Source organism: Fictibacillus phosphorivorans, assembly GCF_001629705.1.
GTDB lineage: Bacteria > Bacillota > Bacilli > Bacillales > Fictibacillaceae > Fictibacillus > Fictibacillus phosphorivorans_A.
In genome coordinates, this window is sequence record NZ_CP015378.1 from 3,600,089 (window position 1) to 3,613,692 (window position 13,604).

The following is a 13,604-nucleotide window of genomic DNA, read 5'->3' on the forward strand; positions in this document are numbered from 1 at the left end:
CTATTCTGATGATTAATTATATATCGGTATAACGGTTCCTGGATACATTAATTTTCCAATAAAAAAAACTTTAAGACAGTTCGACGTCTTAAAGTTTTTTTCGACATTTTATAACTTTATTTTTTGTCCAACAGATATAGATGTGGACTTTAATTGATTAAGTTTTACAAGGTGATCAACAGAGACTTTAAATTGTTTCGATATTCCCCAAAGTGTGTCACCTGCTTTTACTGTGTACGTTTTGGCAGTGACTGTTTTAGCAGGTGTCGTTTTCTTGACTGCTGGTTTTTTGGCTGTAGCTACTGGTGCTTTTAGTTTTAATACCTGACCGGCACGCAATGAAGTAGATTTTAAACCATTTAATTTTTGAATGTTTGCTACAGTCGTTTTATACTTTTTGCTTATTCCATAAAGCGTCTCACCTTGCTTCACTTTATGCGTAAGCGCGTTAGTATTCGTCACCGTTGAAGCTGCTGTTACTGTTGGCTTTGGTGTTTCTTTAATCACACGCCTTGCTGTTACATAACGTGCTCCCCAATAGTATGGAGAAAAGGCATCTGTAAATTGGACACCTCCCGATGATTGAGCGTTAAGCATCTTACCATTACCCGCATAGATTCCAGCGTGGTTAATAACACCGTCATAGTTCGTATCGTAAAAAACAAGATCTCCTTTTTGAAGATTTGCTTTTGATACTGGTGTACCGACTGAAGCTTGTCCGATACTTGTTCTAGGCAATGTGATGCCATGTCTTGAAAATACATAAGACGTAAATGAAGAACAATCAAAAGAACTAGTGTTTCCGAATGCAGATCCATAGCGATAAGGCTTTCCTAAAAAGTTATCGCCTGTGTTAATAACATCATCCCCTAATGATGCGTGAACTAAATCTGCCGATGGAACTAAAACGCCTGCTGCTATAATGAGTGACATGACTTTCTTTTTCAATGTAAATACCCTCCAATTGATTACTTTGATGTAATTTCATCAATTGGGCCAAGTAGTTTAGTAGATTATGAATCTAAGGTTTGATATAAGTTATGTATAATGTACAATTCTACCTATTCCTTGTCCCTTTATCCCCATGCCTATGGTACCACGAAAAATAGTGACAATTTATTACATTGTTATTACATCTCTGACAAAATATTTAAACAATTTGTAATCAACTGGTTTTTTTGCGGGAAAAAGGCATATTTTCGAGAGTATTTGTTATTACATCTATAGAACTACATATCTATTTAATAGTCTTTATGCTTAAATCTTTAACTAGTCTGGTAAGATAAAAGAAAACCTTGTAAGGAGTACCCCTTGAAGAAACTTTTTTTCGCCCTACTATTTGCATTTGTAATTGGAGGATTATTTGGATTTACACAAAGTAATGAACAGCAGACTGATAGTAAGAAAGAGACTACTCAAAAGAAAGAGAGCGTAACTACAGGTGAAAACGGGAAGGTACTCGTTGATCATGTTCCACTCATCCAACAGATGCCAGAATTAGACCGGGGATGCGAGGTTACTTCCTTAGCGATGCTCCTTCAACACGCTGGTGTGGATGTTAACAAGATGGAGCTTGCTGAAAGGATTAAGAAGGTAGATACTCCTTATAGAAATGAAAATGGAACTTATTATTACGGAAATCCTAATGATGGATTCGTCGGTGACATCTATACCTTTGATAAGATGGGATATGGTGTTTATCATAAACCGGTTGCAGAGTTAGCGGAAGAGTACTTGCCGGGAAGAATTCAGGATATAAGCGGTGAGAGCTTTAATAATGTGCTGACTAACATAGAAAATGGATCTCCGGTCTGGATTATAATCAACTCCGATTTTAGCCCATTGCCTGAAAGTGAATTTAGAACATGGAACACACCTACGGGACAAGTTCAGATTACTTGGAAGGAACACTCTGTTGTGATTACTGGATTTGATCGAGAACATGTTTATGTGAACGATCCGCTAAATCAGCAAAGTAACCGGAAACTGCCTCTAGAAAAGTTTAAAAAAGCTTGGGAACAGATGGGTTCACAAGCCATTACCTATAAGTAAAAAGGAACCCCTAGAGAGGTTCCTTAAAAGTTAGTTCACGCTATGCAGATCGATTAGTTCATAAACTAAATGGGTGGTATCTTCTTTCCACGTTAATTCTTTAATTACAGCTTTTCCAACTGGAGAGCTGTTTTCTTTTTTTTGCACAGGTACAGGATGATCTAAGATGAAGAGCATATAGCCGTCTAATGAAACTTCAAATACATTTCCTTCTAAACGTTTTTCTCTTCCAGTCGTCACTAAGTTAGCTTGCATCGTCATTGGCATTTGCATGGTATCACCTGCATTCTTTTTCTATTATTGTAGCATTAAACTAAATTCTTTTTGTACGAATTTTCCTGTATATGAATAGAGCTATCATGATTCCAATAAGACCACCTATCGTATCAATCATTACGTCCTCCATATGAGGAGAACGATTCGGTGTATAGCCTTGATGTACTTCGTCAGAGATGGCATACAGAATGGTTAAAATCCATGAAGTCATAAATGTTAAACGATTGTTTAACAAAAACCTGTCAAGTGCTCGGTAAATCAGGAAACCTAAAACAAAATAAGTAAAAAAATGTGCAGCTTTACGAATAAAGAACTCCAGAAAATGTGCCGCTCCTAAAGCTTCAATACTAATTTCGTCACCTGCGTAATGAAATGAGATGGATGAAAAAAGATTCTCTACCGTATTTAAATTAAGATTACTAGACAGTGTAGGCCGAAGATCTTGTTTCTCGTAAGGTTGAGAACTGGCATAAAAAATCATACCCATCCATAGGAAGACTGGGAGTCCATATAATAAAAATCGTTTCATGAAGTACGTACCACCTGCTTAAAAAATGACATGACTGAACTTACTATAACACATGATTTAGAACTCAAAAAAGATAAAATGAATGCCTTTGAAGTAACCAAAAAACCTCCAATAAGGAGGTCTTTTGGTTTATTTCACATGATCTTCGAAAACCTTCTTCACCTTAGGCACCAAATAGTGGCTACCGCCTCTGCCCTTTACATCTTCAATCATCATCGTAACGAGGAGTGACGGGTTCTCGGTATTGTAAGCCACAAACCAGCCTAACTCCATACCGTTTTTATCTTCTTTACTGGCTTTGAGTTCTGCCGTTCCCGTTTTACCAGCAAGCGGCAACTTGGCCATATAGGCGTCATGCGCTGTTCCCGCTGAGTTTGAGACCACTTTCGACATATCATCTCGAAGGATCGCTGCCGTTTCTTCAGATATCACATTTTCCTTCAAAACAGTTGGCTGACCAGCCGATTCATCTTGAAGAATCTGCGGTTTCAAAAGATTACCGTTATTTAAAAATGGCGTATACGAGATTCCAAGGTGAAGCGGACTCATCTCGATCTTTCCTTGACCATATCCGCTATCTGCGAGCTGTACTTCGGTCATTCCCTCTTCGCCTATTGTAGAAGGATTCGCGAGTGGCAGATCTTCGCCAAATCCGAACTTTTTCAAGCTGTTCACGAACGGTTCTTGCCCCATTTTCAATGCAGCTTGGGCAAAGTAAATGTTGTCTGAGTAGATGAGTGCCTTTTCAAGGTTCACACTTGGCACTGCGCTTACACGAGTTACCGTATACTTGCCCCACGATTTATCTTTTTGCCATGACTTTCCGCTCACATTCATCACATCATTCTGATTGAGTGTTCCGTTTTCCATTCCGATTGCAGCCGTAATTGGTTTCAATACGGAACCAGGTGCATACGTGTATACGAAACGATTGAGCGATGGATTTTTCGGGTTATCCCGCCATTTTTTACTTACTGCTTCTGTCATTCCGAGTGTGTACTCATTCGGGTTATAGGCAGGACTGTTCACGAGTGCGAGCACTTCCCCCGTTTTTGGGTGGATGGCAGATGAAGTTCCCACATCCCCGTTAAGTTGTGCATAGATAGATTTCTGCACGCCGCTATCAATCGTCATTTTCACGTCTTTACCGTTAACGACCTCATTTTCTGCGACAACCGCTTTTTCTTCTTTTTCACTCGTAAGTACTTTTATAACTCCACCCGCTTGACCGCGAAGCTGTTCTTCGTACAATCTCTCGAGTCCAGCTTTACCGACAAAATCTTGCGCGGTATATCCTTTTCCTTCTAACTTCTTCAGGTCATCTGCGTTCACTTGTGCGATGTAACCTGTTAGATGGGCTGCCGCTTCTCCTAGCGGATACAGTCTCGTTTCAGCTTTCGGTGACTGCACGCCTTCTAGTGCGACGGCTTTTTGAATATCTGGGTTATCCGTCTGCATTTTTTTAATTGGAACGCTATATTCAGGCTTAACCCAAGGCTGATCCAGTTTTTTCTGAACTTCTTCTGGTGTCATACCTAAAATTTTTGCGAGTGGGACGATCGTTTTGCTTTGATCTTCCGGCAGTTCTTGCGGAACGATCGATACCTCATAAGCTGTTCCGTTAAATGCTAGCGGATTTCCTTCACGGTCTAAGATCGCTCCGCGCTTTGGGGCGATGGATGAAGCCGAAATCTTATCCCCTTCCTTCATCTGAGGAAAAATGTGTGACGGATTCCACTCGATTCTCCAACTCTCTGTATCTTCTTTTTCTTCTAGGTTCAGTTTTATTTTATGCGTGTAGTCCACTGGACCCGCAAGTGTGTTCATTTTTACAGAATAAGAGGATTGAGCCTTTTCTTCTTCTTTCTCATTTTGTTTTACTTTCCCTGAAGCTTTTACTTTTAGATCTGCAGCTTCAATGCCACCATAGATCGTGGTGTACCGATCTACGAATTCTTTTTTCGAGATAGATTTCTTAGACTTCGAATCTAGCATGTCGTACATACTCTCAAAATCTTGTTTTTGCCACGCGGCCATATACTTTTTCACCGTTGATTCTGGCTTTGGCGGTTCAGAACACGCCGTCAAAAAGACAAAACAAAGTGCTACCAATACGATGATTCTATAAAAATTCTTCAAAACAGAACTCCTTTCCCTACCATTAAACAGTTGTTTAATCATTATAGCAGAATGTATGGTAATAAATGTGTGATAACGCCATGATAAAAAAATCACCTTGCGCGCATAGATAACGATACGCACAAGGTGATAGATTATTAGTAATTAATACGCTTAGAACCGAGATATCGGTCTTGCCAATACTTATAAGTAAGATTGCTGATCGTCACGCCCGTGCTCGATCCGCTATGAACGAACTGATCGTTTCCTAAATAGATGCCAAGGTGTGATGGACCAGAGGCATAGGTTTCAAAGAATACGAGATCCCCAACAGCTGGCTTAGAAACAGCTGTTGTAGCGTTCCACATCTGAGCAACCGTTCTTGGAAGTGAAACGTTCTCTTTTGCAAACACATATTGAATAAAGCCACTACAGTCAAAACCGCTCGGGGTCGTTCCTGCCCAAACGTACGGTGTTCCCATAAGTTCTGCCGCGTTCGCAATCACGTTAATCGTAATTTCATTCGGCGTTTTAACTGGGTCTGGCTTTTTGTTCTCCACTTCAGTCATCTTGTCCAAAACCGTTTTGGTTACGATTCCTGTGACAGGTAAACCGTGTGCCTTTTGAAATGCTTCAACACTATCTTCTGTGACCGTCCCGAAATAGTCCGTGATCATCGGATATTTGAAGAAACCTAAATTCTTGAGTCGCGTTTGTAACTGTTTGACTTCCGGTCCTGTTGTGCCGAACTTCAAGTCTTTAGAAGTGCTTGGCTGGGGCTTTGATGTTGCTGGTGGTGTCGCCGGTTTTGATGGGGCCGGCGTTGGTTTTGGTGCAGGTGGAGCCACCGGTGCTTTTTTAGCCGCCACAGCTTTGGCGATCATTTCTTGCGTTTTCGCATCAGCTACGCCTGTCGCTTTTAATTTTTGGCTGATCTGAAATTTTCGAACCGCTTCTGTTGTGATCGTTCCATAATAATCGGTCGTTTTATAATATGTAAAAAAACCAAGGAACTTAAGATCTTTCTGAAGCTTCATGACAGCTTGTCCTGTGGAATAAAGCTTCATCTCTTTGGAAGAAGTCTTTGCCGCTGGTTTTGAGGAAACTGGCTTTGCTGTTATTGGCTTTACTGGTGCTGGTTTTGGGGCCGTTTCTTGAAACGACTTCTGCAACAGCTTGCTATACGTATTTTTCCCCACGATCCCATCTACCACGAGTCCGTTCGCTTTCTGAAAATCCATAACTGCCTTTTTTGTAACCGGTCCAAAATACGTTGTCGTTTGTGAATCTTTGAAGTATCCTTTTTGCTTTAAAATGGATTGCAACTGCTGAACATCCGCATGCGTTGTCCCCTGTTTAAGGGTGTTATCACCTAGAGCGGCTTCACCAACGAGAGGAACAGCAAAAAATGCACCAGCAAACGCAGAAGTCATCACTAACCGTTTTACAACCGTGTTCTCCATGTTCTCCTCCTTCAAAAATACCGTTTATTACATTTATCGGCAATTATGGATAAATATTTAATTGTATTTTCGACAGGAAAAGAAAAAAAGCCTGCTGGCTTTTTTAATTTCCTTCTATTAGACTACAAATTGCACATTGCAGCTTATTTTCTGCTGTAGTTTGGGTCGATTTCCTTTGCTCAACATCCTTCACTAGATCATTTATCACAGTGCGTCGTACTCCAGCCATCCTCCTCACCTCATCGTGATTCGGACCGCCTTGAATGCGGCGTCTTTTCACGAATTGAACCGGACAGATGATGTCATCCCAATCTTTTTGGCTGAGAGATAGATGTTGTTGATGAGAGGACAAGATTTGTTGAACCATTTGAAGAGGTAGTTCGTTAAGTTCGATCTTTTCTAATGAGCACTTCTTCGCGATTGCGCTCGCTATTTTGTGAGCTGTTCGAAATGGAACACTCTTTTCTTTTGCTAAGTAGTCCGCAAGCTCTGTAATCGTGATACAAGATGTTTTCGCACGAGCTAAAGCTCGATCTTTGTTCACTTCCATCGTCCGGATGACCGCATGCATGAGGTGCATCACCCTGTTCGCTTTTTCATAACTTCTATATAAATGTGGCTGAAGATCGTCCTCGGTATCCACGATATCGCCGAAAGGAGTATTGTGAATCATATGGATTGCCGCGAGTGCCTCTCCTGCTGATGAACTGGCAAGAGCCCGCGAGTGTTCGATGGAAACCGGATTTCGTTTTTGCGGCATGATCGAGCTGATCTGCACGTATGGGTCTGCAACTTTTATGATGTCGTGTTCACGGGTAACGAGCTGAAGGAAGTCTCCAACCCAACGACCGCTGTTCGTCATCAACGTTAAAACAGCAGTCGCTGTTTCTATCAAATAATCAGCACCTGCAACTGCGTCGTACGAGTTCTCAATAAGTTTAGAGAAACCGAGCAGTTCACAAACTTTATCGCGGTCGATTGGAAAACTCGTTGTAGAGAGTGCTGCCGCTCCCATTGGTGAACAGTTCACAGTTTTGTAAGCAGATTGAAGACGGTCGATATCTCGTAAAAGGATGTCTAGCACAGCTGTTAAGTAATGGCCGAGCGTTGTCGGCTGTGCGGGTTGGGTGTGGGTATAGGCCGTCATGATGGTTTCGGCATGTTCGTCTATTTTTTCTTGAAGGGCTGTTGCGAGTAATAGTGCGCTTTCTGTAAGTGTCAGGATGTGTTCTCGGAGCACAAGGCGGTACATGGCGATTCCCATGTCGTTCCTGCTACGTGCCATATGCATACTACCCGCGAGATCAGGCCCTATTTCTTCACTTATTCTGTGCTCGATCATGAAAAATAAATCTTCGAATTGTGGATCGTAGGTTAGTGTTTGTGGGTCGATTTTTGCTACGGTTTCAACTCCTCTGAGTATTTTTGCGGCATCACATTTATTTATGATATCTTGCTCAGCAAGCATCACAACATGTGCGCGGTGAATGTTAAACATATGTTTAAAAAGATAGTCTCTTTGGTCGTTGAATACCGGTCGCAGTAAGTGTTTCCCGTATGTTTTACCTGGGAATGTTGAACCTTCTTGTTTGATAAAATCGTCTTTGGATGGCATGTCTTTCACTCCTAACACTGAAGGAATAGATGTTAGTAGTGTATAGAGATAGATGGGTGTTGGGAACTCGGTTACATCATGTTATCGGGGTTAAAGTTGGTGAAGTCATGTGAAAACCCAGTCGTCATTTGCGCCGGGTTCGGGTTCTTTGTATTCTTATGAAATTGTGTACGGGGTTGAGTGGGTAAAAAGGTTAGGTATAAGCCGATTTACGGTACGTGTTTTTATATTTTGTTACACGTTCACCGGTAAAGGGCTTGTTTTCACCTGTGATGCATTAGTTTTCACCTGTGAATGATGTACGATCACCTGTAGACTACCATGTTTCACCGGTAAACCGTTCTTAACCACCCGAACATGCTACCTCCCATAAAAAAACACCCGATTCGCCATGAATGGGGTGCCTCATTAAATACAAAACGCTACTTTTTCTCTAAAACCGCAACAAACTCACGCATATAATCCGGTAGATCTGGTGGACGTCGGCTTGATACGAGGTGACCGTCGACAACAACAGGTTCGTCAATCCACTCAGCTCCCGCGTTTTCCATATCATCCTTAATTCCAGGTGTACTTGTTACTTTTTTACCGTCTAAAACTTTTGCTGAAACAAGAACCCATCCCGCATGACAGATCTGGCCGATCGGCTTTTTGTTATTCTCCATATGCTGAACCATCTCAATCACTTCTGGAAAACGGCGCAGCTTGTCCGGCGCCCAACCACCCGGAACTAAGATCGCATCGTAATCCTCTGCGTTCACATCACCAAACGCATAATCTGCGTCAGCCGGAACACCGTACTTTCCGATGTACGTCTCTCCTGCTTTTTCTCCAACTAGTTCCACAATTGCCCCTTCTTCACGCAATCGCAAGATCGGATACCACAGTTCTAAATCCTCAAAATCATGATGCACGAGACTAAGCACTTTTTTACCTTTTAAACGCATGTTTAACACCTCCACTATTTTTATATCCTTAATAGCGTAACATGAATCCTAGCTGAGACACTATTCTTCCACTTCCTTAGAAATGTATGGTACGATTTTTTCTATAGAAGACAGAGGGAGATTGATTATAGATGGGCAAATGCACGATCGACCACACGTTAGAAGATGTGAAGCAGAAACTTGCTGAACAATCCGCATTTATGCCGCGTGAACTGGTGATAGAGGTTGGCGACTCTTTATCTGATGATAGTGATCAGACATATTTAAACGAAGTGTTTCATCTTTTGAAAAAGTACGACCTTGCGGATGAAAGCGAAAGAGAGAAACGAAACGGTAAATTAAGTGATTTAGTGAAATAAGAGTGATGATAGCAAAAAACACTTGGGATCGTCGTCACCAAGTGTTTTTGCTTTTAAGCTTAGTTTATAGGAACAGAAAGCTCTGGTATACGACCCGGATTATCTGCACCAGGATTTTCTGAGTGTTCAAAAGGTACTACATAAAATTTCTCGGATTCTAGATCGATCGCGCTAAATCGGTTATACGATTCTTCCGGTGTAACAGAAACCGTGCCTGGCAAGATTTCCTTTCCAGATTGACTTACAATTTTAAAAGCAATGTGGTTCTCTTCGCCTGGCCAGTCATAATACAGCACGGTTGAGATTGGAGTCACTATCATTTTTTCGAGTTTTATAGAGCGTTTGTTCTCGAGTTGTATGTTTTGATCAAGCGTAATCGTTTTGCTATCCGCTGCTAACTTTTCAGTTGGGACTTCAATATCAAACACCCACGGCTGATTCATCTTCAATTCTAGATCTAAGCGATCGTATTCAATATGAAACTGAATCTTCTCCCCCATCGGTATCTCTTTTAATTGAACTTCGTTGTAAACCGTAAACATAGAATTGTTTAGTTCAACCGACTGCCCGCCAGTACTTGACGTTAAATCTTTTCCATTCATCTTCACTTTTGGCATAGGGTGCATCTTATGATGAAAGTCGATCCCATCTGCTGGTTCGTAGGTCGAGCTTATAAGTAAACGTCCGCCATCAATCATCACTTCGTTCAACGTTAACTTCCCCTTCTCGTTTTCAGCGGTTTGTCCGATCGCTGTTTTATAGGAAGAAAAGTCAAGACTCTCGTTTTGATTCAAATACTTTTCGATGGTCTCGCCTACAAACGGCATATTTGCTATAGAGACGATTCCAGTACTCAGTGATATTCCTGTTGCTATGAGCATCGCCGCTGCTACACCCATATACTTCTTTACCTGCGATGGCTTTTGTTTTTTGACTTTCTTTCGTACTCGCTTTTCCCATTGCTTTTTTTCAAAATGTGAGAGGTCTTGCTCTTCGTATTGTTCTATATCCATATCGAGTTCATTTAATTTTTGATAGATTGTCATATCCCCACTCCTCATGCTTCGTTATTTTGAAACAAAAAGCCTTTTAGTTTCTTACGTCCTCTGGATAGCTTGTTGTACACCCAAGACTCTCTCTCGTTATATTCATGAGCGATCTCACTTGATGTGTTTCCTTCTAAATAATACTTTTGAAAAATTCTCCGTTCATTTGGAGGCAATTGTTGTAGCAACTCATGAAGAAGGTTCTCTTCTTGTGGCTTTTGCGTCGGTAGGATGGAATCATGAAATTCCGCTACTGAGAATTGCTGTTTTTGGAGAGAGATCTGTTTTCTCTGATAATCAATGGCTTTATATTTCGCAACAGCTGCAATCCATTGTTTGAACGTATTTTTCGTAGGATCAAAGGAATGAATATTGTCCCATACCGATAGCAACACATCGTCTAAGCATTCCTCATAATCTTGTTGCTGATTGTTCACATGACGTTTGATGATTGCTGTAAGAAGCCCACCGTGCTGCTGGATCATAAAAGTGATTGCATTTTCATTCTTATTTATTAGTTGTTGTACAACATTGGTTTCAGTGACTTTCAATCGTACACCCCTCCTGCTGGTTATTGGTACCTACTATGTAATACGAAGTGAATGCTGGAAATCTATCACTTGCGAAAAATATATCTATTATTTGTTAAGGAAGAAATCTTTTGGAAGTACACTACGCTATAAATCATACCTTTATTTCTTAAAGGGTTGTCTATAAAAGTTCATTGATTAAATAACGACTTAAATCTAGTGAATCGTTTCGATTTTTTATTGACTCTCAAAATGAAAGCGCTTATAATTTTTATTATCAGGTTTATCGAAACGTTTCGATTACGTCAGACCATACACATTAAACGATATCCAGGAGGTTTTCTTTATGCTTAAGCAAAACGTGCAACACTTAATTCAAGACATGACACTCGAAGAAAAGATCGCGCAGTTGGTTCAGCTTGCTACGCCTTTCTTTAAAGGTTCATCTGATCAAGGCTTCATCACAGGTCCTATGCAGGAGATGGGGATTACGGATGACGTGATTCGTAATACGGGATCTGTTCTTGGTGGATCAGGAGCTCGTGAAACGCGCAACATTCAAGAAGCACACCTAAAAGAAAACCGTCATGGCATTCCTTTATTGATGATGGCTGATATTGTACATGGCTTTAAGACGATCTTTCCGGTACCTCTTGCGATCGGTTGTTCATGGGATATGGATCTTGCTGAAAAAAGTGCAGAAATCGCAGCGAAAGAAGCATCTGTTTCAGGTGTTCACGTAACGTTCGCGCCAATGGTCGACCTCGTTCGTGACCCACGCTGGGGCCGTGTGATGGAATCAACGGGTGAAGATGGTTTCTTGAACAGTGAGTTCGCTCGTGCGTTCGTTCGTGGTTTTCAAGGAACAGATCTCACGAACGACAAAGACCGTGTTGCAGCTTGCGTGAAGCACTTTGCGGCATATGGCGCTCCTGAAGGCGGACGCGATTATAATACGGTGAACATGTCTGAACGCCAGCTTCGCGAGTCTTACCTGCCAGCTTATAAAGCAGCGCTTGATGAGGGCTGTGAGATGGTGATGACGGCGTTCAATACAGTGGACGGGATTCCGGCAACGGCGAACAAAAAGCTAATGCGCGACCTTCTTCGTGACGAGTGGGGCTTCGATGGTGTGATTATCTCGGACTGGGGTGCTGTAAAAGAGCAGCTTCCGCACGGTGTGGCGGAAGACGAAGCAGAAGCGGCGTATAAAGCGCTCACAGCTGGTGTTGACATCGAAATGATGACAACGTGCTACGTCGACCATGTGAAAGAGCTTGTGGAAAGCGGCAAGTTATCGGAATCTCTCGTTGATGAGTCGGTAGAACGTATTCTAACGTTGAAACAGAAGCTCGGACTTTTTGAAGATCCTTACCGTGGTGCTGATGAGAAGCGTGCGGAAGAAGTGATTTTGTGCGACGAGCACCGTGATGTTGCACGTGAACTTGCTGCTAAGTCTTGTGTTCTTTTAAAAAATGAAGGTAGTGTTCTGCCTCTTCAACCAACACAAAAGATAGCACTGATCGGTCCCTTCGCTACAAATGGTGATTTGATGGGACCTTGGTCGTGGCAAGGTGCGTTTGATGATGTGGTAAAAGTAGACACAGGTCTGTTGGGTAAACTGACTGATCCATCTCTATTAACCGTTGCGGATGGTTGTGAGGTTGAATCTGTAACAACTGAGCAGTTGGAAAAAGCAATTCGTGTTGCGAGTGATGCGGACGTGATCGTGCTCGCACTTGGAGAAGCGTCATTCATGAGTGGTGAAGCGGGATGCCGTGCTGACATTCGTCTCCCTGAGCCTCAGCTTCAATTGATTCAGGAAATGAAAAAGGTAGGTAAGCCGATCGTAACGGTTCTCTTTAACGGTCGTCCACTCGATCTTCATGGTGTGGTAGATCAAGTGGATGCAGTATTAGAAGCTTGGTATCCAGGTACTGAAGCGGGTGCTGCGATCGCTGATCTTTTATTTGGAGATGTGAATCCATCTGGTCGTTTATCGATGTCGTTCCCTTATTCAGTTGGTCAGGTGCCGGTTTATTACAATCACTTCAACACCGGTCGTCCGCAGCCGACTCCAGAAAATAAAGAGCGCTATCTGTCTCATTATCTGGACATTCCGAACGAGCCTCTATTCCCGTTCGGTTTCGGGTTGAGCTATACAGAGTTCAAATATGACGATGTGAAGTTGTCGGGTGATGTGCTGACAGAAGATGGAGCGATTACGGCTTCTGTAACCGTTACGAATACAGGCGATGTTGCTGGTGAAGAGCTTGTTCAGCTATATATCCGTGATATTGCTGGTGATGTTGTTCGTCCGGTTAAAGAGTTAAAAGGGTATAAGAAGATTGTTCTTGAGCCTGGCGCATCTGAAGAGGTAACTTTTGAGATCACAGAAGAAATGCTTCGCTATCACCATGAGAACCTTGAGTTCAAGAGTGATGCAGGTAAGTTTACGATGTTTATCGGGAAAAACAGCCATGATGTGGTAAGTGTTCCGTTTAGGTTGGTTAAGTAATATAGTAAGTGAGGACTGCTCGTGTGTTGAGCAGTCCTTTTTGTGTGTTCTACGGTACGTGTTTTTATATTTATTACGCGTTCACCGGTAATTGGGGTGTGACCACCTGTAAAGTGTGTTTTTTCACCGATAAATCCTCCGTGACCACCTG

General features: G+C 42.0%; 12 protein-coding genes. 3 read left to right on the top strand and 9 right to left on the bottom strand.

The genetic code is table 11. The features are described from left to right. Positions 1 to 108: 108 nt before the first annotated feature. Entirely contained in the window at positions 109 to 948 is an 840-nt protein-coding gene (locus ABE65_RS18390) for a C40 family peptidase (protein ID WP_066398169.1), read from the bottom strand. Positions 949 to 1,311: 363 nt separating this feature from the next. Between ABE65_RS18390 and ABE65_RS18395 the strand changes: the two genes are divergently transcribed. Continuing rightward, on the top strand, positions 1,312 to 2,052 hold the full coding sequence (locus ABE65_RS18395; protein WP_066398170.1) for a C39 family peptidase: 741 nt from the start codon (positions 1,312 to 1,314) through the stop codon (positions 2,050 to 2,052). 30 nt (positions 2,053 to 2,082) lie between these two features. Here ABE65_RS18395 and ABE65_RS18400 read toward each other — a convergent pair whose 3' ends face one another. The 6 genes from ABE65_RS18400 to ABE65_RS18425 form a co-directional block, all read right to left on the bottom strand. After that, positions 2,083 to 2,319 (bottom strand): DUF2584 family protein, encoded by a 237-nt coding sequence (locus tag ABE65_RS18400; RefSeq protein WP_197480321.1) that lies wholly within the window; start codon positions 2,317 to 2,319, stop codon positions 2,083 to 2,085. A gap of 46 nt (positions 2,320 to 2,365) precedes the next feature. Next, entirely contained in the window at positions 2,366 to 2,857 is a 492-nt protein-coding gene (locus ABE65_RS18405) for a VanZ family protein (protein WP_066398176.1), read from the bottom strand. A 129-nt stretch (positions 2,858 to 2,986) separates the two neighbouring features. Further along, positions 2,987 to 4,996 (bottom strand): penicillin-binding transpeptidase domain-containing protein, encoded by a 2,010-nt coding sequence (locus tag ABE65_RS18410; RefSeq protein ID WP_231887825.1) that lies wholly within the window; start codon positions 4,994 to 4,996, stop codon positions 2,987 to 2,989. A 137-nt stretch (positions 4,997 to 5,133) separates the two neighbouring features. After that, positions 5,134 to 6,438, bottom strand: a complete 1,305-nt coding sequence (locus ABE65_RS18415) for a C40 family peptidase (protein ID WP_066398179.1) — start codon at positions 6,436 to 6,438, stop codon at positions 5,134 to 5,136. 103 nt (positions 6,439 to 6,541) lie between these two features. After that, entirely contained in the window at positions 6,542 to 8,053 is a 1,512-nt protein-coding gene (argH, locus tag ABE65_RS18420) for an argininosuccinate lyase (protein WP_066398181.1), read from the bottom strand. A 422-nt stretch (positions 8,054 to 8,475) separates the two neighbouring features. Continuing rightward, complete coding sequence (locus ABE65_RS18425) at positions 8,476 to 9,000, bottom strand: type 1 glutamine amidotransferase domain-containing protein (RefSeq protein ID WP_066398184.1); 525 nt, start codon at positions 8,998 to 9,000, stop codon at positions 8,476 to 8,478. A gap of 131 nt (positions 9,001 to 9,131) precedes the next feature. Here ABE65_RS18425 and ABE65_RS18430 point away from each other — a divergent pair, with 131 nt between their 5' ends. Further along, positions 9,132 to 9,359, top strand: a complete 228-nt coding sequence (locus tag ABE65_RS18430; protein ID WP_066398186.1) for a hypothetical protein — start codon at positions 9,132 to 9,134, stop codon at positions 9,357 to 9,359. Positions 9,360 to 9,418: 59 nt separating this feature from the next. Here ABE65_RS18430 and ABE65_RS18435 read toward each other — a convergent pair whose 3' ends face one another. Both ABE65_RS18435 and ABE65_RS18440 read right to left on the bottom strand, forming a co-directional pair. Continuing rightward, positions 9,419 to 10,405: a DUF4179 domain-containing protein gene (locus tag ABE65_RS18435; RefSeq protein WP_066398189.1), complete on the bottom strand. Its 987-nt coding sequence runs from the start codon at positions 10,403 to 10,405 to the stop codon at positions 9,419 to 9,421. A gap of 11 nt (positions 10,406 to 10,416) precedes the next feature. Further along, complete coding sequence (locus ABE65_RS18440; RefSeq protein WP_066398191.1) at positions 10,417 to 10,956, bottom strand: sigma-70 family RNA polymerase sigma factor; 540 nt, start codon at positions 10,954 to 10,956, stop codon at positions 10,417 to 10,419. Positions 10,957 to 11,281: 325 nt separating this feature from the next. Between ABE65_RS18440 and bglX the strand changes: the two genes are divergently transcribed. Further along, entirely contained in the window at positions 11,282 to 13,453 is a 2,172-nt protein-coding gene (gene bglX / locus ABE65_RS18445; RefSeq protein ID WP_066398192.1) for a beta-glucosidase BglX, read from the top strand. Positions 13,454 to 13,604 lie beyond the last annotated feature (151 nt).